The organism is Acidimicrobiia bacterium, from assembly GCA_041394025.1.
In the GTDB taxonomy this organism is placed as follows: Bacteria; Actinomycetota; Acidimicrobiia; order IMCC26256; family JAOSJL01; genus JAOSJL01.
The window spans coordinates 111,279-133,347 of record JAWKJA010000004.1; the positions used below are offsets into that span (position 1 = coordinate 111,279).

Annotated in this window: 27 protein-coding genes and 1 tRNA gene; 14 read left to right on the top strand and 14 right to left on the bottom strand. The window is 69.0% G+C overall.

The features are described 5' to 3' along the window. Positions 1 to 11: 11 nt before the first annotated feature. A complete protein-coding gene (locus R3A49_12060; protein ID MEZ5171464.1) occupies positions 12 to 524 on the top strand; it encodes a hypothetical protein in 513 nt (170 codons plus the stop codon). Between the two features lie 98 nt (positions 525 to 622). Here R3A49_12060 and R3A49_12065 read toward each other — a convergent pair whose 3' ends face one another. Continuing rightward, positions 623 to 1,852, bottom strand: coding sequence for an amidohydrolase family protein (locus R3A49_12065; GenBank protein MEZ5171465.1), 1,230 nt, complete (start codon positions 1,850 to 1,852; stop codon positions 623 to 625). 27 nt (positions 1,853 to 1,879) lie between these two features. Here R3A49_12065 and R3A49_12070 point away from each other — a divergent pair, with 27 nt between their 5' ends. Further along, positions 1,880 to 2,707, top strand: a complete 828-nt coding sequence (locus R3A49_12070; protein MEZ5171466.1) for an SDR family oxidoreductase — start codon at positions 1,880 to 1,882, stop codon at positions 2,705 to 2,707. A gap of 25 nt (positions 2,708 to 2,732) precedes the next feature. Here R3A49_12070 and R3A49_12075 read toward each other — a convergent pair whose 3' ends face one another. After that, the gene (locus R3A49_12075) at positions 2,733 to 3,665 is read right to left on the bottom strand and encodes a TIGR03619 family F420-dependent LLM class oxidoreductase (GenBank protein ID MEZ5171467.1); all 933 of its coding nucleotides are present in this window, start codon (positions 3,663 to 3,665) and stop codon (positions 2,733 to 2,735) included. After that, complete coding sequence (locus tag R3A49_12080; GenBank protein MEZ5171468.1) at positions 3,662 to 4,450, bottom strand: class I SAM-dependent methyltransferase; 789 nt, start codon at positions 4,448 to 4,450, stop codon at positions 3,662 to 3,664. Before R3A49_12080 ends, R3A49_12075 begins: the two co-directional genes overlap by 4 nt. A gap of 148 nt (positions 4,451 to 4,598) precedes the next feature. Here R3A49_12080 and R3A49_12085 point away from each other — a divergent pair, with 148 nt between their 5' ends. From R3A49_12085 to R3A49_12105, 5 genes are all read left to right on the top strand, one after another. Then, positions 4,599 to 4,961 (top strand): helix-turn-helix transcriptional regulator, encoded by a 363-nt coding sequence (locus R3A49_12085; GenBank protein MEZ5171469.1) that lies wholly within the window; start codon positions 4,599 to 4,601, stop codon positions 4,959 to 4,961. Continuing rightward, on the top strand, positions 4,958 to 5,620 hold the full coding sequence (locus tag R3A49_12090) for a hypothetical protein (GenBank protein ID MEZ5171470.1): 663 nt from the start codon (positions 4,958 to 4,960) through the stop codon (positions 5,618 to 5,620). The genes R3A49_12085 and R3A49_12090 overlap by 4 nt, the downstream gene beginning before the upstream one ends. Before the next feature lie 63 nt (positions 5,621 to 5,683). Continuing rightward, positions 5,684 to 6,274: a hypothetical protein gene (locus R3A49_12095; GenBank protein ID MEZ5171471.1), complete on the top strand. Its 591-nt coding sequence runs from the start codon at positions 5,684 to 5,686 to the stop codon at positions 6,272 to 6,274. Between the two features lie 12 nt (positions 6,275 to 6,286). Then, positions 6,287 to 6,360 (top strand) — tRNA-Ala (locus R3A49_12100). Next, on the top strand, positions 6,336 to 6,992 hold the full coding sequence (locus tag R3A49_12105) for a dihydrofolate reductase family protein (protein ID MEZ5171472.1): 657 nt from the start codon (positions 6,336 to 6,338) through the stop codon (positions 6,990 to 6,992). The genes R3A49_12100 and R3A49_12105 overlap by 25 nt, the downstream gene beginning before the upstream one ends. Positions 6,993 to 7,028: 36 nt before the next feature. On the opposite strand, the gene R3A49_12110 is transcribed toward R3A49_12105, so the two are convergent. Further along, positions 7,029 to 7,613 carry a YdeI/OmpD-associated family protein gene (locus tag R3A49_12110; protein ID MEZ5171473.1) on the bottom strand — a complete coding sequence of 195 codons (585 nt, stop codon included), beginning with the start codon at positions 7,611 to 7,613 and terminating at the stop codon, positions 7,029 to 7,031. A gap of 98 nt (positions 7,614 to 7,711) precedes the next feature. Between R3A49_12110 and R3A49_12115 the strand changes: the two genes are divergently transcribed. Next, the gene (locus R3A49_12115; protein ID MEZ5171474.1) at positions 7,712 to 8,920 is read left to right on the top strand and encodes an acyl-CoA dehydrogenase family protein; all 1,209 of its coding nucleotides are present in this window, start codon (positions 7,712 to 7,714) and stop codon (positions 8,918 to 8,920) included. A 17-nt stretch (positions 8,921 to 8,937) separates the two neighbouring features. Beyond that, positions 8,938 to 9,921: an alpha/beta hydrolase gene (locus tag R3A49_12120; protein ID MEZ5171475.1), complete on the top strand. Its 984-nt coding sequence runs from the start codon at positions 8,938 to 8,940 to the stop codon at positions 9,919 to 9,921. A gap of 37 nt (positions 9,922 to 9,958) precedes the next feature. Here R3A49_12120 and R3A49_12125 read toward each other — a convergent pair whose 3' ends face one another. Both R3A49_12125 and R3A49_12130 read right to left on the bottom strand, forming a co-directional pair. Beyond that, entirely contained in the window at positions 9,959 to 10,585 is a 627-nt protein-coding gene (locus R3A49_12125; protein ID MEZ5171476.1) for a cation transporter, read from the bottom strand. A gap of 14 nt (positions 10,586 to 10,599) precedes the next feature. Beyond that, entirely contained in the window at positions 10,600 to 10,941 is a 342-nt protein-coding gene (locus R3A49_12130; GenBank protein MEZ5171477.1) for a metalloregulator ArsR/SmtB family transcription factor, read from the bottom strand. A 69-nt stretch (positions 10,942 to 11,010) separates the two neighbouring features. Here R3A49_12130 and R3A49_12135 point away from each other — a divergent pair, with 69 nt between their 5' ends. Then, positions 11,011 to 11,967, top strand: coding sequence for an alpha/beta fold hydrolase (locus R3A49_12135; GenBank protein MEZ5171478.1), 957 nt, complete (start codon positions 11,011 to 11,013; stop codon positions 11,965 to 11,967). 71 nt (positions 11,968 to 12,038) lie between these two features. Here the strand turns inward: R3A49_12135 and R3A49_12140 are convergent, their stop codons facing one another. Next, a complete protein-coding gene (locus R3A49_12140; protein ID MEZ5171479.1) occupies positions 12,039 to 12,392 on the bottom strand; it encodes an HPF/RaiA family ribosome-associated protein in 354 nt (117 codons plus the stop codon). A gap of 114 nt (positions 12,393 to 12,506) precedes the next feature. On the opposite strand from R3A49_12140, the gene R3A49_12145 reads away from it, so the two are divergent. Further along, the gene (locus R3A49_12145; GenBank protein ID MEZ5171480.1) at positions 12,507 to 13,469 is read left to right on the top strand and encodes a DUF523 and DUF1722 domain-containing protein; all 963 of its coding nucleotides are present in this window, start codon (positions 12,507 to 12,509) and stop codon (positions 13,467 to 13,469) included. Between the two features lie 32 nt (positions 13,470 to 13,501). Here the strand turns inward: R3A49_12145 and R3A49_12150 are convergent, their stop codons facing one another. Genes R3A49_12150 through R3A49_12160 form a run of 3 tightly spaced genes read right to left on the bottom strand, consistent with a single transcriptional unit; the run spans position 13,502 to position 15,416 of the window. Continuing rightward, positions 13,502 to 13,951, bottom strand: coding sequence for an SRPBCC family protein (locus R3A49_12150; protein MEZ5171481.1), 450 nt, complete (start codon positions 13,949 to 13,951; stop codon positions 13,502 to 13,504). A 51-nt stretch (positions 13,952 to 14,002) separates the two neighbouring features. After that, positions 14,003 to 14,776 (bottom strand): maleylpyruvate isomerase family mycothiol-dependent enzyme, encoded by a 774-nt coding sequence (locus tag R3A49_12155; GenBank protein MEZ5171482.1) that lies wholly within the window; start codon positions 14,774 to 14,776, stop codon positions 14,003 to 14,005. Between the two features lie 13 nt (positions 14,777 to 14,789). Beyond that, on the bottom strand, positions 14,790 to 15,416 hold the full coding sequence (locus R3A49_12160; GenBank protein ID MEZ5171483.1) for a TetR/AcrR family transcriptional regulator: 627 nt from the start codon (positions 15,414 to 15,416) through the stop codon (positions 14,790 to 14,792). A gap of 191 nt (positions 15,417 to 15,607) precedes the next feature. Between R3A49_12160 and R3A49_12165 the strand changes: the two genes are divergently transcribed. Next, positions 15,608 to 16,090, top strand: a complete 483-nt coding sequence (locus R3A49_12165) for a DUF2505 family protein (protein MEZ5171484.1) — start codon at positions 15,608 to 15,610, stop codon at positions 16,088 to 16,090. Here the strand turns inward: R3A49_12165 and R3A49_12170 are convergent. After that, on the bottom strand, positions 16,074 to 18,509 hold the full coding sequence (locus R3A49_12170; protein ID MEZ5171485.1) for a glycosyltransferase: 2,436 nt from the start codon (positions 18,507 to 18,509) through the stop codon (positions 16,074 to 16,076). The two genes, R3A49_12165 and R3A49_12170, sit on opposite strands and share 17 nt — an antisense overlap. Positions 18,510 to 18,677: 168 nt before the next feature. Next, entirely contained in the window at positions 18,678 to 19,022 is a 345-nt protein-coding gene (locus tag R3A49_12175) for a hypothetical protein (protein ID MEZ5171486.1), read from the bottom strand. A 173-nt stretch (positions 19,023 to 19,195) separates the two neighbouring features. Between R3A49_12175 and R3A49_12180 the strand changes: the two genes are divergently transcribed. Then, a complete protein-coding gene (locus tag R3A49_12180; GenBank protein MEZ5171487.1) occupies positions 19,196 to 19,873 on the top strand; it encodes a response regulator transcription factor in 678 nt (225 codons plus the stop codon). Continuing rightward, entirely contained in the window at positions 19,866 to 21,302 is a 1,437-nt protein-coding gene (locus R3A49_12185; GenBank protein MEZ5171488.1) for a HAMP domain-containing sensor histidine kinase, read from the top strand. The genes R3A49_12180 and R3A49_12185 overlap by 8 nt, the downstream gene beginning before the upstream one ends. A 115-nt stretch (positions 21,303 to 21,417) precedes the next feature. On the opposite strand, the gene R3A49_12190 is transcribed toward R3A49_12185, so the two are convergent. Both R3A49_12190 and R3A49_12195 read right to left on the bottom strand, forming a co-directional pair. Beyond that, entirely contained in the window at positions 21,418 to 21,810 is a 393-nt protein-coding gene (locus R3A49_12190) for a PIN domain-containing protein (GenBank protein ID MEZ5171489.1), read from the bottom strand. Then, positions 21,807 to 22,022 carry a type II toxin-antitoxin system prevent-host-death family antitoxin gene (locus R3A49_12195; protein ID MEZ5171490.1) on the bottom strand — a complete coding sequence of 72 codons (216 nt, stop codon included), beginning with the start codon at positions 22,020 to 22,022 and terminating at the stop codon, positions 21,807 to 21,809. Before R3A49_12195 ends, R3A49_12190 begins: the two co-directional genes overlap by 4 nt. Positions 22,023 to 22,069 lie beyond the last annotated feature (47 nt).

Here is a 22,069-nt window from a genome sequence, read left to right on the forward strand (position 1 = left end):
AAAGGATGAACATGAGCACAGCATTCCGAAAAGGAGCGGGCGTAGGGATCGGGATCGGCCTCGTTCTGGTGGCGGCACTCGCCCTGGCGCTGACCTTCGCTCCGGCGGGAAGCGCCCAGGAGAGCGACGAGGGCTCCGGCGACGACAGCCCCGACGCGACGCAGCCCGACGACGGTCCCTCCCGGCAGCCGCTGAGCGACGAGGAGCGCGCCTGCCTCGAGGAGAACGGGGCGCAGCTCCCCGAACTCGACGAGGACGGGAACCCGATCCGGCCCGAGCGCCCGGACCCCTCGGAACGCCCCGAGCCGGGCAGTGAGGAGTTCGAGCAGAAGCGGACCGAGATGCGCGAGCGCCACGAGGCGTTCCGTGCGGCGGCCGAGGCCTGCGGGATCGAGCTCCCCGAGCGCGGTCCCCGAGGGCCCGGGTGCCGGCACCCCCTCCCCGGAGACGAGGCACCGGGTGGGACCGACGATGACGCCCCGGCCGAGGGGACCAGCATCGGAGACGCCTTTCTGGCCGCCTGACACACAGCGAGCCCCCGCGCACGCGGGCGTCGACGGGATCTCTTCCGCGGCGCCCGCGTTGCGCGCCCGGACAGGGCCGCAGGATCAGGCCGCGGTGCTCACACGCGGTCGAGGTCGAGCATCCGGATGGCGTTGCCGCGCAGCACCTTGTAGGCCGCCTCGTCGTCGAGGCCGCTGTCGGTGATCATCTTCTCGACGTACTCCTTCGAGTTCGGCCAGGTCGTGTCGGTGTGGGGGTAGTCGACCTCGAAGCAGATGTTGTCGACTCCGGCCGTCTCGAGGTTGAAGAGGCCGACGCGATCCGCGGTGAAGCACCCGAAGACGCGCCCGTAGTAGTAGGAGGACGGGGGCTCGGGGATGCGTTCCTTGGAGTGCTGCCACGAGTCGTGCTGGTCCCACACGGTGTCGGCACGCTCCAGGGCGTAGGGGATCCAGCCGATCTGGCCCTCGGAGTACGCCAGCTTGAGCTCGGGGAACTCGATGAGCTTGCCTGAGAAGAGCCAGTCGGCGAGCGAGGCCATCGAGTTGTTGAAGGCGAGTGTGCCGCCGACACCCTCGGGTGCGTCGGGTGAGGCCTTGGGGTCGGTCGACGACGAGCCGATGTGCATGCACAGCGTGACACCCGAGTCGTTGCAGACCTCGAACACCGGGTCCCAGTGGCCGGTGTGGATGCTCGGCAGGTCGAGGTGGGTCGGCAGCTCCGAGAAGCACACGGCGCGCACACCGCGCTCGGCATTGCGTCGGACCTCGGCGGCGGCCAACTCGACGTCCCAGAGCGGCATCAGGATCAGCGGCAGATTCATGCCGTGGGAGGGCTCGCACCACTCCTCGACCATCCAGTCGTTGTAGGCACGCACGCAGGCCAGGCCGAGGTCCTTGTCGTCGCCCTCGTAGAACGTCTGGCCGCAGAAGCGGGGAAACGTGGGGAACGGCAAAGATCCGTCGACCCCGTTGAGCTCGAAGTCGGCGATCCGAGCGTCGCGCTCGTAGCAGCCGGGACGCATCCCGTCGTAGGTGACCGCGGTCATGGTCATCTTCGTACGGTCGAAGGTCGAGACGTCGCCGTCGGGTGTCGCCTCGAGCGGGATGGCGACGAACTTCTTGTGGACGTAGATGAGGCGGTCCTCGTAGAACCATGCGTCGCCCCACTCACCGTCGGGGTCCTCGGTGTTGGTGTACTTCGCACCTGGGTGGTGCACAAAGGGCGCCCAGCGCTTCCGCTCCACCCGCGGGCCACGCTCCCGGTACTTCTCGGGGAGGTAGGTCTGCCAGACGTGCGCCGGCTCCACGACGTGGTCGTCGACGCTGATGATCTTCGGGACGTCCACGGGCGCCACTGTATTAGGTTCTCGGACGTGAGCCTCTTCGATGCGTTCCGCTACGACGGCAAGCGGGCACTCGTCGTGGGCGGTGCGAGCGGCATGGGTGCCGCCACGGCGGAACTCGCCCGCGACGCCGGTGCCGAGGTCATTGCGCTGGACCACGCCGAGGTCACGCTCCCGGGGGTCACGGCTCTCCACGTCGATCTGTCCGATGCCGCGTCGATCGACGCGGCAGTCGGGGAGTGCGGCGGTAGGGTGGACGCCCTCTTCGCGTGCGCCGGCGTGGCCGACGGCACGGCGGGGATCGAGCGGATCAACTTCGTCGGCCACCGCCACCTGATCGACCGACTGCTCGCCGACGACATGCTCCCCGCCGGCTCCGCCATCGGGTTCATCTCGTCGGCGGCGGGCCTGGGGTGGGAGGCGAACCTGAGCGAGCTCGACGAGCTGCTCGACACCACCGGCTTCGACGAGGCCACGCGCTGGTTCCACGACAACGGCAAGGCCGACTACATGTCGACGAAACAGGCCGTGTGCGCCTACGTCGCCCGCGAGGCATTCGGCTTCATGAAGCGGGGCATCCGGCTGAACGCCATCTGCCCGGGCCCGACCGACACACCGCTCGCCCAGGCCAACAAGGAGATGTGGCTCGGCTTCGGCGCCGACTACCGGGCCGAGGTGGGGATCGAGGCCTCATCGGCCCTGGAGCAGGCCTACCCGTTGGTGTTCCTGTGCAGCGACGCTGCAGCGGCGATCGCCGGGGTCACGCTGATCTCCGACGCGGGCTACGTGAGCGCCGGTGTGACAGGTGCCTTTCCCGCTGCCACACCCATGACCGACATGCTGCTCGGTCGTGGGTGACGGGAGGGCACTGTAGGGACCGTACTCAGCGCGTGGCGTCGCGGAACCGGCCGGCCACCGCACGGAGGAACTCGGCCGCGTCGTCGCGGTCGTCCGGCACGGGGAGCCCGGCCCGGAAGTCGGTGACGCCCGCGTCGACGAGCGCGCCCACGCCGGCCATGGTGGCGTCGAGGTCGATGCTGCGGTCGTGGCGGAGAACGGTCGGGAGTGCCCCGGCGACACCGATGGCGTCTCCGTGACCACCGAGCTCCGTGACGGCATCACGCATGCGCGGGATGCTCGATGCGAGGTGCTGGGCGTCCTCGCCCCACGGGATCCACGACGAGCCGAATCGTGCCAGGCGCTTCACGACCCGGTCGTTGAGACGACCGCTCACCCAGATCGGCACACCGCCGTCCTGCACGGGTTTCGGCATCATGTGGATGCCGTCGAAGCTCAGCCCGGGGAGATCGACGGACGTGCGGTCCTCTCGCCAGAGCATCTGACACACCTCCAACGTGAGGTCGAGCTGACGCCCGCGGGACCCGAAGTCGAGACCCGCCGCCTCGTACTCCTCGCGCTGCCAGCCGACACCGACACCCAGGTCGAGGCGGCCGTTCGAGAGCACGTCGAGCGTCGCGGCGGCCTTGGCGAGCACCACGGGTCGCCGGAGGGCGGCCTGGAGGATGTTCGTGCCGAGGCGGACACGGGAGGTCATGCCGCACAGCACCGACAGCGTCGTGAGGGGCTCGAGCCAGTGACCGTCGGGGCCCGTGGGTTGCTTCCCGCCTGCCACGCCGCCCGTCTCCGGTCGCGAGTAGGCGTCGAGGTTCTCGCCGAACACGACGTGGTCCGAGATCACGACACGGTCGATGCCCGCGCTGTCCGCGGCGCGAGCGAGTTCCAGCACAGGATCCCAGCTCTCTGGCGCTTCCGGCGAGAACGTCCGGAGCATCAACGTCAACTGGGGAGGGTTCACGGTGCTGCCGCCCGTTTGGTACCGATGAGGCCGAACAGCTGGATCTCGCCGCGCAACGGAACGCCAACGCGCGCGTGCTCGGTGGCCAGAGCCGTGGCGCGGGCGATGAACTCCGCCTCACCGATGCTCTGGATCGCCTCATAGGCGGGACCCGTTGCCGCGAGGCCCCGCTCGTAGGTCTCCGGGTCCGCGTACTCGAAGACGAACGGGACCTCGAAGCGCTCGACGTCGACGAAACCGTGATCACCCAGGACCGATTCGCCGACCCCCGGCTCCCCGAGCGAGATCATGTCGATTTGATGTTGGACCTTGTCGTCGGTCGCCCACAGGAACGGAGCCATCATCCATCCCCCTGTTGATGACACGACGTCGCCCCACACGGTGATGGCGATACGTCCCCCCGAATCCAGCACACGATGGGCCTCGTCGAGCGCCCCCGGGGTGGTGCTCCAGATCCCACGGAAGCTCGTGACGAGGTCGAAGCTCTCGTCGTCCCACGGGAGGGCTTCCATGTCGCCCACACGGAGGTCGCTGTCGGGGTTGCGGTCGCGGGCGACGGACACGAGCCGAGCGGAGGCGTCGATTCCCGAGCACCGAGCGCCCCGTGCGTGCGCCAGTTCGAGAGCGAGCCCGGACCCGCAGGCCATGTCGAGAAGGCGGTCACCGTCACCGACGCAGAGCCTCTGGTGGACCCGGACGTACTCCCGGCAGTTGGACGGTTCGGTCAGCGTGGCGAACTCGACGGCCCGTCGCCCCCAACCCTCGTCGACCATCTCCCACGACATCGCACGCCCCCTCTCGGACTGAGCGGCACCCTAGGCCAGCGGAGCTCTCCCGGGTGCCGACGGGGTGCAGCGACGCGAATGCGCAGCTCAGAGGCTGAGTTTCGACGACCGCTTGACTAACGGATCATATCTTCCTATAAAGGGGTTCATGGCACGACGGCGACCGGGAACACTGCTCCCCCTCGAGATCGACATCCTGCGCTTGGCCGTCGAGGAGCGGCGCTCGGGTGACGGTTGGATCCACGGCTTCGCCCTGGCCAAGCAGATGCAGGAGGCCGGCGCCTCCAAACGGCTGACGGCCCACGGGACCCTCTACAAGGCGCTGGGCCGGCTCGACTCGGGCGGTCTTCTCGAGGACCGGTGGGAGGACCCCGAGGCCGCTCTCGCCGAGGGCCGACCGCGTCGGCGCCTCTACCGGGTCACGGCCGAGGGCGAGGCCGCGCTCGCCCGCGCCACGGCGGAAGAGAACGTCGGAACGGGGCGCGTCACGCCCGGAGTGGCACCGGCATGAGTGCCGAGATGGCGTCGACACCGTCCGTTCCCGCGTCGTCGGGAGTCGGCCCGCGGCTGTGCTCGGTGTGGACGCGCTGCTACACGCGCCGCCTTTCTCCCGAGGTCAGAGAGGATCGGCGAGCGGAGATCGCTTCCGACGTGTGGGAGCAGGTGCGCGACGCATCCGAGAACAACGAGGGATCTCTTCACACGAACGTGTCGATAGTCGGGCGGGTGCTGTCGGGCATCCCCGCCGACCTGTCCTGGCGGCGGGAGGCCCTGAGGTCGCAGCGAGCAGCTGCGACAGGAGGTACCGCCATGTCCCCCCGGGTTCCCACCTTTGCCGACCGCGCCGTGATCGTTCTCGCCGCTGTCGGCGCCTCCATTGCTGCGACGCTTCTGCCGCTTCTGGGAAGCGCGGGGCAGATCGGAGACGCCGGCGCGCTCGACCTGCTGTGGTTCTTCGGTGCGTGCGCCCTCGGAGCGGCCTTGGTCGTGGGTCTCGTCGTCCGCGACAGCCGACCCCGCGTTTCGACAACGCTGCTCATCGTCGGCGCGCTTGCCCCGTCGGTGGCCTGGTTCTGGCTGCCGCCCGTGTGGCTGATCTCCGTCGGCATCGTCGTCACGGCGGTGATGTCCGCCCGAAAGCGGGCTCGTCCGGTCGCCTCCGAAGCCTGATCCGACGGCCTCATCCGACAGCACCCGGGCCCGGGTCGGCACTCCCGTGCCTGCCCGGGCCCTGTGCCGTCGGCTCGGATCCCGAGCGGTGCCGTCACGGTCAACATCGGAGGCTCCGCCGCGACTCCCGGTGAGACGGAGGTCGACTTCTCCAAGGTCGCCGAGGGAACCACGCAGGAGCAGTTCACCGAGGCCATCACCGTCACGAACGACGGTGGCCCCATTCCGGACTTTGTCGAGGCGAACTCCGGAGCCTCCCCCGGGGACCCGTCCGACTCGATCGTTCTCGAGCCCGGTGACTACTTCGTGTGGACGAGCATCTTCGACGAGAGCGCGCCCGACGCTCCACCGACCGTTCTCGTGGCGCCCGCGACCGTCACCGACGGCGACGGTGCCGAACTTCCCGAAACCAACGGCGAGCTCGTCGCCGCTGACTACACCTTCAGCGTGGATGCTTCGGCGGGGTCGCAGTACACGTTCACCAACGACGGTCCCGATCAGTTCCAGCACGCGGTGCTCTTCGACATTGAGGACCTCGATCCGGCCGTGGTCGAGGAGAACCCAGGTCGACTGACCCCGACGCGACGACACGCGTCCCGCTCGACCCGCGTTACCGGGCGTTGCCGGGTCCTCCCCGCCACCGTGGATCAGTAGCATGGAGGCCTCGGGGACGTAGCTCAGTCTGGTAGAGCACCTGCTTTGCAAGCAGGAAGTCGTGGGTTCGAGTCCCATCGTCTCCACCGCCGCAGGAACCGCCTCGGTCTCCAACCGGAACGTCCTGCGCGCCTCAGGCCGGCACTCGGAGAGCGGCATGGCGAAGCTGATCTACATCGCGAACGTGTCCGTGGACGGCTACACCGAGGACGCGCACGGCGGGTTCGACTGGACCGAGCCCAGTGACGAGGTGTTCGCCTTCATCACGGAGCTCGTGCGCCCTGCCGGCACCTACCTCTACGGACGGCGGATGTACGAGACCATGGCGGTCTGGGAGACCGACCCGGCCCTGGCCGGCCAGTCGGAGCTCATGGCCGACTTCGCGAGCGTCTGGCAGGCGGCCGACAAGGTCGTCTACTCCACGACGCTGGATGTCGCCTCGACCGCCAAGACGCGGCTCGAGCGTCGTTTCGATCCCGATGCGATCCGGGCGATGAAGGCGTCGTCCGGTAGCGACATGACAATCGGCGGGCCGGCGATCGCGGCGCACGCGTTCAACGCGGGGCTGATCGACGAATGCCACCTCTTCGTTTCTCCGCTGCTTCTCGGTGGAGCAAAGCCCGCATTCTCCGGGGGTGCTCACATCGAGTTGGAGCTGTTGGAGGAGCACCGGTTCGCCGGCGGCGTCGTGCACCTCGGCTACCGCAGCCGGAGCTGAACAACCAGACCGGATTCACACCGCCCGGTTCGGCGGCTAACCGGGTCGGTCCCGCATGCCTTCGCCGCGCAGGATCCTGGGGGCGTACTTGTCGACGCGCGCCTTTCGCGTCTTCGACTGTTTGGCCGACGAGATGTACATGGTGTACTCCCGTCGCCGCCCGGGAGTCAGGCTCTCGAACGCATCTCTGAACGCCGGGTCCTCGTCGAGTCGGTGCTGGAGCTCGTCAGGAGGGGTGAGCTCGGGTGGCGGCCCGACGTCGAGGCCGGCCTCCTCGATGGCAATGGACTCGTGGACGTACGCCGCGATCGTGTCGGCGAGGCGGGTGACGTCGTCGGATGTGGTGATGCAGATGCGCCGAGCCGACCGCGAGTTGGGTCCCTGATCCTCGAGGACGCCGTCGGGGTCCTTCATCAGGGCACCCTTGAAGAACATGAGGGCCAGGAAGTCCTTCATCTCCTGGACGATGGCGATGTTCCTGCCGCCGTGGCTGTAACAGGGCTTGCCCCACTTGATCTCCTCGGCCAATCCGCATCCGAGCAGGATCGGCCGCAGATCGGTGATCTCGCGTGGCCACATCTCGGATTGCTCGATGTAGCGATCGACCTCGGAGTTCGGCATGGCGGTCATCGTAGAGGCCGTGCTTCTCCCTTGACGACGGCCGCGAAGCCCGACCTCTTCCGTGGTGTGTCGCCGAGGCCGGGGCGTAGGGTTCGCCGATGGACTTCGAGCACTCCGAACGGTCCCGCATCATCCAGGAGCAGGTCGAGCGGTTCATCCGCGAGCGTGTGCTTCCCAACGAACAGACGTATGAGGAACAGCTGGCCCACGCCGACGACTGGCGGGAGTGGCGGATCCCGCCGATCGTCGAGGAACTGAAGGCCGAGGCCAAGGGCCTCGGGCTCTGGAACCTCTTCCTGCCCGACGAGGAGTACGGCGCCGGACTGGACAACCGCGACTACGCACCGGTCGCCGAGCTCACGGGCCGCAGCTTCCTCGCCCCCGAGGTGTTCAACTGCTCCGCTCCCGACACCGGCAACGCGGAGGTACTGGTCCAGTACGGATCGGACCTCCAGAAGGAGCAGTGGCTCGTACCCCTCCTGGAGGGTGAGATCCGGTCGGGTTTCTCCATGACCGAGCCCGCCGTCGCCTCCAGCGACGCCACCAACATGAAGGCCACCGCGGAGCTCGACGGCCACGAGGTCGTGCTCAACGGGCAGAAATGGTGGACGAGCGGTGCCGGCGACCCGAGGTGCCGGTTCCTGATCTTCATGGGTGTCACCGACCCCGACGCCGATCGGCACCGACGCCACTCCATGGTCGTCGTCCCCATCGACAGTCCGGGCGTGACGATCCTGCGGATGGTGCCCGTGTTCGGTCACCTCGGAGAGCCGCACGGCCACGCCGAGATCCTGTTCGACAACGTTCGGCTACCCGCCGACAACATCATCGCGGGTCCGGGGCGGGGTTTCGAGATCGCGCAGGGCCGGCTCGGCCCCGGTCGGATCCACCACTGCATGCGCGCCATCGGGGCGGCGGAGCGGGCCCTCGAACGGCTGTGCGAGCGGGCGGTCGACCGGGTCGCGTTCGGAAAGCCGCTGGTCAACCTCGGTGGGAATCGCGACATCATCGCCGACTGCCGCATGGACATCGACCAGGCACGCCTGCTCACGTGGCGAGCGGCCTGGGAGCTCGACAAGGCCGGAACCATGGGCGCCCTCGTGAGCATCTCGGCCATCAAGGTCGTCGCTCCCAACGTGTTGCAGAGCGTCGTCGACGCGGCGATCCAGATCCACGGGGGAGAAGGCGTGGCCGATCCCGAGCTCAGCCACCTGATGGGGATGGCCCGCGCTCTACGACTTGCCGACGGTCCCGACGAGGTCCACCGGGCGATGGTCGCCCGCCTCGAGGTGGGCAAGTACCGGTAGGCGTGCCACCGAGCCGAATGACCCGAGGGTCCGTCGTCGTGGCGATGTCGGTGCTCGTCGCAGCGTGTAGCGGTGGCGGTGAGAGGAGCGCAGAGAGCGAGCAGTCGTCGGCTTCGACGACCAGGCTCAGCCCGTCCTCGTCGGAGGCACCGGGCACGACCGCGCCGTGCAACACCGACGCATCGACGACGCTGGACGTTCCGTACGCTGTGCACGACGACAGCGAGCCTGTCCTGACGAGCCTCGACGTCTACTCGCCGGAGCGCGACTCCTGCGAGCCCCTTCCCGTGGTCGTGTGGGTCCACGGCGGCAGCTGGGTCACGGGAGACAAGGCCAACGGCATTGCCGACAAGGCTGCTCTCTTCAACGACACCGACTACGTCTTCGTGAGCATCAACTACCGACTGACCGACGTCGAGGCCGACGAGCCGCTCCGGTACCCCACACACAACGAGGACGTGGCGGAGGCGTTGGCCTGGGTCGTGGAGAACATCGGCGAGTACGGGGGTGATCCTGGCCGGATGGCCGTGCTGGGCCATTCGGCGGGAGCGGGCATCATCGCCGCACTCGCCACGGACGCCCGGTATCTGAACGCCCATGAGCTCGGCCTCGACGCATTGGACTGCGTTGCCCCCCTCGACACCGAGGCCTTCGACGTCCCGAGGGTGATGCGGGGTGGCCCGAGAGTCGTGAGGACCTACACGAACGTGTTCGGCTCAGACCCCGACGTATGGGTCGAGGCATCGCCGATCGCCCACGTCGCAGGCGACAGCGACATCCCGCCGTTTCTCCTCGCGCGGCGGGGTTCTCCCGACCGTCGGTCGATGGTGGACGACTTCGCCACGGCTCTCTCGGAGGCGTCCGTCGTCGTCACGATCATCGACGCGGCCGGCCTCACACACGAAGAGATCAGAACGAGCATCGGCGCGGCCGACGACGACGTGTTGACGCCCCCGCTCATGGCGTTCCTGGAGAACTGCTTCTCACCACAACGGGGTTGAGGTTCTCGCGAAGCGTGTCGACCGGAATTCGCCCGGCTCAGACCTCGCAGCAGGTCTCACCACGCCAGGCCTCGCGGCCTTCGCGGATGGCGAGGCCGGCGATGACGAGGGCCGCGAGAGGGTCGGCCCACCACCAGCCGAGCGTTGCGTTGGCGAGCAGTCCGACGAGCAGCACGGCGGAGAGGTACGCGCAGAGAAGGGTCTGCGAGCTGTCGGCCACGACGGTACGCGAGCCCATCCGTCGGCCAAGTCGCCGTTTGGTCATCGCGAGGAGCGGCATGACGACGAGGGAGGCGGCGGCAAGAACGATTCCGACCGCTGACTCGGCAGGCTCGGTGTTCGAGGTGAGATCCCACAGCGCGCGCCCGATGACGTAGGTCGCGAACACGAAGAAGCTGAGCGCGATCAGCCGGAGCGCCCGCTCCTCGCGCTCGCGGTCCCCGCCGGTGAACTGCCAGATCACCACAACAGCGGAGCCCACCTCGACGACCGAGTTCAACCCGAAGCCGACGAGCGCGATCGATCCGGCGGCACGACCGCCGGCGATCGCCACGATCGCCTCGATGCTGTTCCACCCGATCGTCGCCCAGGCCAGGACGAGCGCGTACCGGCGATGCCGGATCCGCTCGTCGTCTGACGACGAGCTGCGACGGGACTCGATCATGGCCAAGGAGTGCCTCACCGCTTCGTCGTCGGATCGTGCTCGCAGCCGGCGGGCGGCGGCAGGGCGAGTTCGGTGAGCTGGCCCAGCGCACGGGCGAGGCGCCGGTCCGCCAACTCGTAGCGGACCCGTCGACCCTCCCGCTCGGCAACGACCAGCCCGCAGCCCCTGAGGCAGTTCAGGTGATTGGAGACGTTGGCCTTCGTGAGCCCGAGGGCGGCGACGAGGTCGCTCGGATACCGCGGGCCCTCCAGGAGCTCGATGAGCAGCCGTCGCCGGGTCGCATCGGCGAGAGCGGTGCCGATCCGGCCCAGCGCTTCCAGGTCGACTCCGTTCGCAGCATGCAGCAAATAGTACACGATGTACTGAACTATCGCATGTCGACGACACCTGCAGCTTTCTCCTGCGTGATCGGTAGTCTCGCTGCGGTGCGGAGAGCAGTGGTTGCAGGTGGGGCGCTGGTCGGTGTCACCACAGCTGTGTTCGGTCTCCGCCGTCGGTACCGACGAGACCTCGCCGCCGCGCGCGATCGGTTGCACAACCTCGCCAGCGAGGTGATCCAGACCGAGTTCGGGAGGCTGGAGTACGCCGAGCGGGGGGCCGGCCACCCCTTGCTCGTGAGCCATGGGATCTTCCACGGCTGCGACGGTGGATTGCTGTCGGTGCGTGACATCGTCGACGAGCGTCGCACCGTCGTCCCGTCGCGATTCGGGTACCTCGGGTCCACACTTCCGCCCGACGCCACGGGTGCGATGCAGGCCGACGCCTTCGTCGCACTCCTCGACCACCTCGGCCTCGACACAGTCGACGTCGTCGCGATCTCTGCCGGAACGACAGCAGCGACCCAGCTCGTACTCCGTCATCCCGAGCGGGTCGACCGCCTCGTCGTCAGCTCGGGCAACCTTCCGGGCAGTAGAACGGCTGAGGTACCGCCGGAATGGGCGAAACTCTTCTACTCCGACCCCGCGATGTGGGCACTGATGACCTTTGCGCGACCGGTCTTCGCGAAGCTCATGGGGGTGCCCGAGGGTCTGCCCCGCAACGCATCCGAAGCGCGTGTGGTCGACGAGCTGCTCGCGAGCATCTTCCCGGTCGGTTTCAGGGCCGAGGGTGCGATCTTCGACGCCTACGTCTCGAATCCCGAGATGACCGGATGTCCCCTGGAGGAGCTCCGAGTACCGGTGTTGCTTGTCCATGCCCGGGACGACCCGCTGGCAGCGTACGACGCCGCGGTCGAGGCGTCGCAACGCATCCCTGACGCCGTGCTGGTCGGTCTCGATTCGGGTGGGCACCTCCAGCTCGGCCAGGCCGAGCGCGTCCGGTCCGAGATCCGGTCGTTTCTCACGCGTCGAGGAGCGGAGCGGTTCAGCGCTCCACAGGTCTAGTCGGCGTCGGCGAACTCGTGGGGGGAGGCCAGCTGTGACCGGCTGCGATCCCGGTGGGATCGAGCGACCGGTCAGCGTCGGCGGCGGTGGCGGTTGTTGCGCGGTTCGGTGCGGTTCTTGGCGTCCGTGAGTTGGCGGATCATGTCGTCGCGCACCTCGGTGAGCGCGGATCCGAAGTCGGTCTTCGTCGAGGTCGCCACGAGACGGGGGCGCCGGGCGATCCACGTCTCGAGGGTGGTGTGCTGACTCGGGGTGTCGCGGTCCTTGACGGAGATCTCCATGTCGACCTCGTCGGAGCGGAAGGAGCGAAGGCGCTGATCGAGGCGTCCCCAGTGTTTCACGATCCGGGCACGCTCCTCCTCGTGGACCCCTCCACCGAGGCGGAGACTCCCGTCGACCGTTGCCGGATCAGCCTGCTTGCTCATGTGCTCCTCCACGCCGGGACGTTCATTGCAATGCGCTTCTTCATCCTAGGAGCACCGTTCACCCGCAGACGACGGGTCGGCACTGGATCGCAGAGTGGCGATACGGTCCGGAGTGTGGCGGCGGACTCTCCGACAATCCGTCTCGGGATCTCGTCGTGCCTCCTCGGCGGCGAGGTCCGCTTCGACGGCGGGCACAAGCGTGACGGGTTCCTCGTGGAGACGGTCGGGCCGCTGGTCGAGTGGGTACCCATCTGCCCCGAAGTCGAGATGGGTCTCGGGACTCCCCGGGAGCCGATCCGACTGGTTCGGTGGGACGAGGGTGTCCGGCTCGTCGGCGTCCGCTCGGACACCGATCACACCGAGGGGATGGAGGAGTTCGCCCGGGAGAGGGTGACCGAGCTCGCCCGAGAGGATCTCGACGGGTACATCCTGAAGAAGTCGTCACCGAGCTGCGGCCTCTTACGCGTCAAGACGTACACCGAGGAGGGGAATCCCGCCGACCCCGATGTCGGGAGGTTCGCCGCGGTTCTCGTCGAGGCGCTTCCGCTCCTTCCGGTCGAGGAGGAGGGCCGGCTCAACGATCCGACGCTACGGGAGACGTTCTTCGAAAGAGTCTTCGCCCTGCACCGCTTCCGCCGCGAGGTCCTCGACGACCCGTCACCGCGCGCTCTCGTCGAGTTCCACGCCCGCCACAAGTACGTGCTCCTCGCTCATTCCCCGGAGGCCTACTCCGGGCTCGGACGGCTGGTCGCCGACGCCGGTCGTGAGCCTCTGCCGGAACTGCTCGACGTCTACGGCCGCGGGCTCGCCACCGCGCTAGCGGAGCCCGCCACGCGTGGGCGACACGTCAACGTCCTCCAGCACCTGCTCGGGTTCGTCAGCGACGAGATCGACGACCACGACCGCGCGGAACTCGTGGCGCAGATCGACGACTACGGCTCGGGCCTCGTACCCCTGATCGTCCCGGTCACACTGCTGCGCCACCACTTCGGACGGGGCACCGGTCACGCCTGGGCCCGGAACCAGGCGTACCTCGAACCGTCGCCGCGCGAGCTGATGTTGCGCAACCACGTCTGACCCGGGCGTGTCGACCGGCGTCGCGACCGCTGCTACTCCACGACCGCCTTGATGCGCTTCAGGGTCTCGGTCATGCCGTCATGGTTCGTGCGGGAGCGCATCCAGCCCGCGATCGCCCAGTACAGACGGAGGGGGAGCGTCGGCGTCAGCGCGAACGACTCGGTCACGTCGGTTCCACCGTCGGACGCCTCGAGCACGTAGCCCCAGCGGTTCAGGATCCGGTCGGAGCCTCCCACGCCGAACGCGAACTCGCGGTTCGGCTCGCAGGCCACGACAATGCAGGTCGTCCAGTAGGGCGGCCACCATCCGTTACGGCGCACATGACCGCGGAACTTCGCGCCGAGCTCCGGCCCGGTCGCACCGTCGATCCACTCGGCCTCGAAGGTCTCGGGGCTGAACTCGCCGATCCGCGTGACGTCGCTTACGAGTTCCCACACGTCGGATGGACTCGCCGCCATGTGAACCGTGACCGACCCGTTCATCATGGGAGAGCCTACGTGCCGTAGCGGCCTGCGACTGCCGGGCACTCTCGATCAGAACGGCACGACTGTCGCCAGCAGGCCCGGAGCGTCGGAGCGACCGGCGAGGGCACGACAGAACGCGACCGCATCCAGCTCGAGAGCCTCCGGCGCCCCGGCATCTCCGGTGGAGCCCGGCGAGGCGTAGGTGCCGCCGGCGGGACCGGCGAGAGTGAGCGTGAAGGGTCGCCCGTGCCGCCGTGCCCACTCGGCGACGACATCGCGCACGATGATCCCGTCGTGGTCGGATGTCAGGGAGAGCTCCCGCTGTGTGGCGGCCGCGGCGTCGACGCGGTGCATCCAGAGGTCGCGCAGGTAGATCGTGTCGACGAGGTAGCCGAGCGTCCACTTCTCGGCGACCGGGCCGTCGACCGAGATCTTCAGGCGCCGCAGGGCGGCGGGCATGGTCGTGCGCTTCCGGAGCGTCTTCGGTGCCACCGCTGCGAGCCGCTCGACGAGCTCGGCGGGTGAGGCCTCCGAACGTTCCCGCACCTGGACGTTCGACAGGGCGGCCTCCAACGGTCCGCCGTGCCGGGACCGGTGGCGTCGGGCCCGTCGCATCTGGTGGAGGTTCTCCCGGATCGACGCGCTCGCCTCACACGCTCCGAGCACGTGCAGGTACATGTGGTGCACGTCCCAGTCGGGGCACACTGTTCGGGCCGTCCAGTCGTCGTTGTCCAGTGAGCGGAGGAGCTCGAGCGTCCTCCCGAGCTCGGCCTCGAGGAGTGCCATGGCGTCGGGATGGCTCAGGGGCGCGCTGTCGGCGACGTCGACGGTGGATGTGGGCATACTCGTCATCTCCTCACGAGGTTTCGTCCACGAGGTGCGGTGCGATCTCGCGTATGACCATGTCGACGGCCCGGTCGACGATCCGCTTCCAGCGGTCGCCGCCCGGGTCGTTGGAGATCTGCTGGTCGGTGAGCCCGGTGAGCACGGCCGTCCACAGGTCGGCCGCCTCGGGGTCGGTGATGCCGAGCGCGCCGAAATGCTCCCGCAATGAGTCGAGAACACTCAACGCCACGGCGTAGCTCTCCTCGGAGGGCACGAAGTCGGGGATGGTGCGCTGGAAGAGGAGCTGGTACCGGACCGGGTCCGACGTGCAGAAGTCGAAGAAGGCGTGCGCCGCCCGGTGCGCCGCGGCGACGTCACCGGGCTCGGTGTGGGTGCCATCGACGACGGTGCCGGCGAAGTCGAGGTACGCCTCCCGGAACATTGCGTCGTAGATGTCGTTCTTTGACTCGAAGTACGAGTAGATGGACTGCGCCTTCATGCCGACACGCGCGCCCAGGTCGCGCATTGCCAGTCCGGCGAGGCCCTTCTCGCGAACGAGCGCCCACGCGGCGGCAACGATCTCGTCCTTCGTGTCCTGTCTCCGGGCACGACGGCGGTCAGGCAGGGGTTCCGCGGCCGCCTCGGAGGCGGTCGTCACGGTCGATCTCCCTGACACAGGTCCGAAAACCTGACAGCGATCGTAAAACCGAACATTGTTCGTAGTATGCGTGTGGGCGGCCGTCGTGTCAAGGGGTGACCCCGAGGACGGCGGCCGGAACGCCGGCCCCCGGGTGTCGATACCGCCTTGACCTAGCCTGTCGGCGCCCGCCTCGCCCCGAAGGGAACCGCGTGGAGTTCACCATCGACCAGTCGATCAGCGGCCCGCTCGCCGACGTCGAGGAGGCACTGTTCGACGAGGAGTTCGTCGCAGCGAGCTCGGCGCTCCCGCGCGTGGCCGACTGCGAACTCCGCAACGTCCAGCGTTCCGGCGACCGGATCCGCGCCGAGGTGTACCGCCGCTTCGACGCACCGCTCAACGCCGCCGTGCGCCGGGTCATCGACCCGGCAAAGCTCACCTGGGTCGAGCAGATCGACTACGACACGGCCCGTCACCGGGGGCGTCACACGATCGTGCCGGACAACTACGCCGACCGTGTTCACGCCGAGTACCGAACGCGTCTGGCGCCGAGCACGGCCGGCACCCGCCGTGTCACGTCCGGCACCATGACCGTGAACGCCCGTTTCGTGGGCGGGAAGATCGAGCAGGCGATCGTGTCGGGCCTCGAGGAGTACGCGGTCGGCGAGGCGCGCCTTCTCAGCCGGTGGACCTGACCGCCCGGGTCAGCGGAACCGGGGTGCCGGTGGCGTCGGGCATGGAGACGCCGAAGAGCGCCGCCACGGTCGGGCCCACATCGCGGGCGTCGATCGTGCCGATGTCCCGGTCGGGCTCGATGCCCGGCCCTGCCGCCAGGAGGAAGCCGTCGGCGGGGTGGTCGCCCGAGCGCCAGTGCGTCTGGCGTCGCACCACGAGCCCGGTGCGTGGGGAGTAGAGGGCCTCCACGGGCCGGGCGTTGTTCCACACGACGAACAGGTCGGGCAGCAGGTCGTCGGGGCGCCGGGTGTAGTGGACGTCGCTACGGACGACGTCGAGAACGGCGCGCTCGCCGGTTTCGACGTTCACGAGGTCGAGCAGCACGTCGCGCAGGTGCTCACAGGCTGCGTCGAACTCGGCGCCACGCCGGATGATGCCGTGGGTCTCACGACCCACGACGTTGAGGCGGATCGGGCCGAAGGGCTCGTCGCACGGAGGCGAGAACCACCGCCGTTCCCGACGTGGCGGCAGGTCGAGCGGCGGCGTGTCGCCGTCGGCCACGCGAGGTTGCAGGCGTGCCGCCAGCAGGCGCCGGGCCTGCGCGTCGAACCGGCCGGGGATCCGGGCCCAGGCCGCCTTCGCCGCGCGGGTCGCGGCGTTTCCCTGTGGCCCCCCGGCGTCGGCCAGCTCGATCCGGTGGAGGATCTCGTCGAGCAGCGGTGTGCCGCCGAAGTGAGAGCCCATGCCGTGGGGGGCCATCACCAGAACCGTGGCCTCGTCGCCCGCCGCGGCGATGTGACGGCCCAGGGCACGGTCGAGCCTGCGGTACATGGTCCGCAGAGGGTCACCGACCTCGGCCACGACGGCAGGGTCGTACCAGGGGTGGTCCGGATCGTGCGACGACCACAGCTGGTGGCCGGTGCAGTGGCTCTCGCCGAACACGGTCATGAAGAGGTCCCAGCCACCCTGGGTCAGCAGCGAGAGCGACGCGGCCTCCTTGCGCGCCTGGCCGAGCAGCAGATCGTCGAGCACCGCCTTCGATTCCTCGGGCGTCCGCTGCACTCCCGCCCGCCGGTGGTAGTCGCACGGCGAGAAGGTCCGGTCGGAGGAGGGGTCGATCATCCCGACCGGGTGCTCCCCGAACTCGTCGACGATCTCGTCGATGAGCTTGTCAGGGACCGACTGCGTTCCGAGGTGGCGGTCGTGACAGCCGTACTCGATGAGCTGGACGCCGTTGTGCTCGTCGTCGGGGACGAGGTGCGGCACGTCGAGGATCGCCGAGCGCTTCCCGGCCCGGCTCAGGTACTCCCAGAAGGGCGTGCCGTCGATGTCGCGAGTGTCGGTCCAGCGGTCCTCGTAGTCGAGGCCCGTCTCGATCCAGCACTGGCGCTGGTGCTCCGAGAAGGAACGACCGGTGGAGACGCTCGGCCACCCCGCACTGGAGTGGATCCCGAACGGGCTCCGCACCGTGGCCCGGCTCGATCGCTCGAACACCGCCGACAGGTGCGGGAGATCGCCCTCGTCGGTGAAACCCCGGGCGACGCCGAGGTCGAACGCGTCGATCGCCACGAGGAGGACCTTCGTGCGCTGCTCACCGGGCGGGGCCGTGTACCCGTCCATGCCGTGGACGGCGCTGTAGACCCGCTCGAAGTCGACGACACCGTCGTCGATCACGCTCAGCCGGTCGTCGCCCTCGGTGGAGTAGGCACACGCGATCACCGGGATCCGAACGGGTGGCTCGAGGGCGGTGAGCCGCAGCAAGATGTCCCAGTCGGCGTAGAGCGCGAGCGGCTCGTCGTAGTGGGCCTCGGGCAGACCGGCGCGGTGCGCGAGCACGTTGACGTCGGCGATGTTGAACTCCTCGAGCTCGTCGCGGTCCCACGGCTTGTACTGGAGCCAGGGGAGGCCGCTCTCGCCGAGACCGTGGGCGCGCTCGAAGTTGTCGAAGATCCTGGCGCCGTAGAACACGTCGGTGTCGGGCCAGTTGGCCGACGCCCAGGCGAGGCCTTTCAGCCACAGGCGGTGCATCGTGTTGTCGTCGTCGAGGTAGGTGACGAGCGACCCGCCGGCATCGGCCAGGGCGACGTTGCGTGCCGCCGCACAACCGCGGCCCGTGTCCCGCAGGCACCGGATCCGAGGGTCGTCGAGAGTGTCGAGGTACTCAGAGGTGCCGTCGGTGCTCCCGTCGTCGACGATGAGCAGCTCCCAGTGGTCGTAGTCCTGGTCGAGCACCGACCCGACGGCCCGCTCGAGATGGTCGCGCCGGTTGCGGGTGGGGACCACGACCGAGATCAGGGGCTCGTCGGTGAGACGGGTCGTGGCGAGCCACTCCATCGTGAGGAGGATCTCGTCGAGGTCGCGCCTCTCGGCAACCTCCGAGCGCAGGCGCCCGAGCTCACTCTCGAGCCCCTCGATCCGGGCTCGGGTGGCGTCGTCCATCGGCAGGTCCTCGGGATGCGGTGCCGGCGGGCAACACAGCGGCACAGGGGAACCCGTACAGTAGCCGGGCACCCTGTGGGGGAACCGCCCGTGGCCGGGTGCGAGCGCGCCACGACCCCGGGTGACGGATCACCCGGGGCGGGGTGCGGGCGCGGGCGCGGTCGACCCTCAGTCGTCCGATCCGCCGTCGCTGTCGTCCCGGTTTCCGGGGCCGTCGTCGTCGGGTGCGGCGCCGATGACGTTGAACTCGCTGTCGAGGTTGACCTCGACCTGGGACCCGTCGTCGAGCTGGATCTCCACGCCGTAGGCGGCGCCGTCGTCGCCGATCTCGGTCTCGGTCACGGTGCCGCCGCCGGTGTGGTCGAGGGCGGCGGCAGTGGCCCGGTCGAGGTCGACGCCGGTGAGCGGCTGGTCGTCGTCGCCCGAGGCGGCGATCCCGATCCCGGTGCCGACGCCCACGACGGCGACCGCCACGGCGGCCCCGACGATCGTGAACTTCGAGCGACGCTTCATGGTCTTCCTCCGGTGGGTTGGGGTGGTACGTCGAACGGTCCGAGGATGGCGGAGAGCCCCTGAACCCACCCTGAATCGACCTGAAACAACGGACAGGGGCGAGCTTTCAGCGGGCGTTCAGCCGGCTGGGCCAGCATGGGCACGCCCCGTGGAGCGCCGGTGGAGGACGTGCGATGAGGCTGCTCGTCGTGGAGGACGAGAAGAAGGTGGCCGCAGCCGTCCGACGCGGGCTCGAGGCGGAGGGCTTCGCCGTCGACGTGGTGCTCGACGGCGTCGACGGGCTCTGGATGGCCACCGAGCACGACTACGACGCCATCGTGCTCGACATCATGCTCCCCGGTAAGAACGGCTACGAGGTCTGTGCCGCGCTGCGCGAGGCCGGCAACTGGACCCCGGTGCTCATGCTCACCGCCAAGGACGGAGAGCTCGACGAGGCCGAGGCGCTCGACACGGGAGCCGACGACTACCTCACGAAGCCCTTCTCGTTCGTCGTCCTGGTCGCCCGCGTGCGTGCCCTGCTCCGCCGGTCGACGCGCAGCGTCCCCTCGCCGGTGCAAGCCGGCGACCTCGTCGTCGACCCCGTGCGCCACCGCTGCTGTCGCGGCGACACAGACATCACGTTGACCGCGCGTGAGTTCTCGGTTCTCGAGTTCCTCGTGAGGCGGGCCGGTGAGGTCGTGCCGAAGTCGGAGATCCTCGAGGGTGTGTGGGACTACGACTTCGAGGGTGACCCCAACATCGTTGAGGTCTACATCCGCCACCTCCGGCGAAAGATCGACGAGCCGTTCGGCCGGGCCTCGATCGAGACCATCCGGGGTGCCGGCTACCGCCTGGACACCGACGGTGGCTGACGCACCGACACCCGATCGTGGGCCCCGTCGCGTCGTCGGCAGTGTCCGCTTCCGGGTCACCGCCGTAGCGACCGCGGTCGTGGCGGTCGTTCTCGGCGTGACCGCCGTCGCCATGATCGGCGCGCAGCGGCGGGCGCTGACCGAGAGCCTCGACGACCGGGTCGCCCAGACGGCGGACGACATCGCCCGGGGGCTGGAAACCGGATCCGCACCCGCCGAATTGCTCGTCGGCGGTGGCGACGAGACCTTCGCCCAGCTCCTCCTCGACAACGAGGTCGTCGCAGCCAGCGCCACGGTCGATGGCATTCCTCCTGTGCCCATCGACTGCGATGGCGGTGGCGGCTGTGGCGGACCGGCGGACGGGCACATCTCCACGGTCGACGGTCTTCTCGTCGGCGAGGACGCCGAGGACGAGTTCCGGGTCCTGACGCGCCTGGTCGACGTCGACGGACAGCAACACGTGCTCGTGGTGGCCGGCGCTCTCGACGAGGTCAACGAGAGCGTCGGCGTACTCACGACCACGCTGGCTGTGGCGCTTCCGGCCCTTCTCGTCCTCCTCGCGGCGCTGATCTGGCTCGTCGTCGCCCGCGCCCTGCGGCCCGTGGAATCGATTCGGCAGGAGGTGGTTCGCATCGGTGGCGACGACCTGGGACGGCGGGTACCAGAGCCCGCGACGCACGACGAGATCGGGCGTCTCGCGCGGACGATGAACGAGATGCTGAGCCGGATCGAGGCTGCCGGAGACCGTCAACGAGCGTTCGTGGCCGACGCCTCACACGAACTCCGCAGCCCGCTCACGAGCATCCGATCCGAGTTGGAGGTCGACCTCGCCCATCCGGAGTCGTCCGATCCGCGCGCAACCCATCGCAGCGTTCTCGAGGAGACCGACCGGCTCCAGCGTCTCGTCGACGATCTCCTCTACCTCGCGCGACGCGACGCCGCGGCCGGTGACCGCCGGGTCACCACGGTCGATCTCGACGACGTGGTCATGCGCGAGATCGCGCGCGTCGCCCAGGAGGAGAGGCCGGTCGTGGACGCCGCCGGCGTGTCGGGAGCGCAACTCGTCGGCGACGCCGACCAGCTCACGCGGGTGGTGCGGAATCTCCTCGACAACGCACGCCGGCACGCCACCGAGCGCGTGACGGTCGGGCTCGTGGAGGACGGCGACAGTGTCGTGCTGACCGTGTCCGACGACGGCCCCGGTATCGCCGACGAGGACACCGAACGGATCTTCGAACGCTTCACCCGTCTCGACTCGGCGCGCGACCGTGAGCACGGCGGTACGGGTCTCGGCCTGGCGATCACCGCCGACATCGTGGCCGAGCACGGCGGGACCGTGAGCGTCGACGGCCGGCAGGGAGCCGACGGCTCACGGGGAGCGACATTCGTCGTTCGTCTCCCCGCTTCCGCACCGCACGCCGGCGCCTAGACATCTCGATCCCGTCCGGACCGGTGGAGGTGGTACTTGGATTCGTGTGAGTGGCCGGACGGCGAGGGTCGGACCGGCGACGTCCGTGCCGAGCCCGATCTCGTCGCCGGCGACATCACCAGATGGTGGTGTCGCCGGGGTGCGGGTGCTCGCGGAGTCGTCGGTCCTTGGTGACCAGCTGACAGCCGTGCTCGACGGCCGTCGCGTAGATGAGACGGTCGGCCGGATCGCCGGGGAAGGAGCTGGGTAACGACACGGCGGTGGCGGCGATCTCGGGAGTGACGGGGATGGTGCGGAGCCGGTCGGCGAGGACGCGCAGCCACGCCCGAAGCGGGACCGCCAGGGTGATGCGCTCGTGCCGGGCGAGCCACGCGAGCTCGAACCAGGAGATCGAAGCGACGGCGAGCTCGTCCACACTCTCCACCGCGTCGAGCGCAGCCGCACTGAGGCGGTCGGGCTCAGCCGACCACCAGTGCACGACGTGAGAATCGAGCAGTACGGTCGTCAACCGAGCTCCCAGTCTGCGCCGGTGGCGAAGAGCTCCTCGTCGTCGGCGCAGGTCATGGCCATGCCCTCGGCGGCGCCGCGCAGCGCACCGGCGCCGGTGGCCGGGACGAGACGGGCGACGGTGCGTCCGTGCTTCGTGATCTCGATCTCGTCGCCCGCGGCGACCTCGTCGAGCAGGGCAAGAATCCCGGCCTTCACCTGAGTTGCGGTCATCTGACGAGTCATATGCTCAGTGTAGTGGTCATATGACGTGTGTCGGG

Coding starts and splice junctions, on each gene's coding strand:
- R3A49_12060 (MEZ5171464.1), top strand. CDS start 12: ATGAGCACAGCATTCCGAAAAGGAGCGGGCGTAGGGATCGGGATCGGC.
- R3A49_12080 (MEZ5171468.1), bottom strand. CDS start 4,450: ATGTCGTGGGAGATGGTCGACGAGGGTTGGGGGCGACGGGCCGTCGAG.
- R3A49_12085 (MEZ5171469.1), top strand. CDS start 4,599: ATGGCACGACGGCGACCGGGAACACTGCTCCCCCTCGAGATCGACATC.
- R3A49_12090 (MEZ5171470.1), top strand. CDS start 4,958: ATGAGTGCCGAGATGGCGTCGACACCGTCCGTTCCCGCGTCGTCGGGA.
- R3A49_12110 (MEZ5171473.1), bottom strand. CDS start 7,613: ATGCCGAACTCCGAGGTCGATCGCTACATCGAGCAATCCGAGATGTGG.
- R3A49_12115 (MEZ5171474.1), top strand. CDS start 7,712: ATGGACTTCGAGCACTCCGAACGGTCCCGCATCATCCAGGAGCAGGTC.
- R3A49_12120 (MEZ5171475.1), top strand. CDS start 8,938: ATGACCCGAGGGTCCGTCGTCGTGGCGATGTCGGTGCTCGTCGCAGCG.
- R3A49_12125 (MEZ5171476.1), bottom strand. CDS start 10,585: ATGATCGAGTCCCGTCGCAGCTCGTCGTCAGACGACGAGCGGATCCGG.
- R3A49_12140 (MEZ5171479.1), bottom strand. CDS start 12,392: ATGAGCAAGCAGGCTGATCCGGCAACGGTCGACGGGAGTCTCCGCCTC.
- R3A49_12150 (MEZ5171481.1), bottom strand. CDS start 13,951: ATGAACGGGTCGGTCACGGTTCACATGGCGGCGAGTCCATCCGACGTG.
- R3A49_12155 (MEZ5171482.1), bottom strand. CDS start 14,776: ATGCCCACATCCACCGTCGACGTCGCCGACAGCGCGCCCCTGAGCCAT.
- R3A49_12170 (MEZ5171485.1), bottom strand. CDS start 18,509: ATGGACGACGCCACCCGAGCCCGGATCGAGGGGCTCGAGAGTGAGCTC.
- R3A49_12175 (MEZ5171486.1), bottom strand. CDS start 19,022: ATGAAGCGTCGCTCGAAGTTCACGATCGTCGGGGCCGCCGTGGCGGTC.
- R3A49_12180 (MEZ5171487.1), top strand. CDS start 19,196: ATGAGGCTGCTCGTCGTGGAGGACGAGAAGAAGGTGGCCGCAGCCGTC.
- R3A49_12195 (MEZ5171490.1), bottom strand. CDS start 22,022: ATGACCGCAACTCAGGTGAAGGCCGGGATTCTTGCCCTGCTCGACGAG.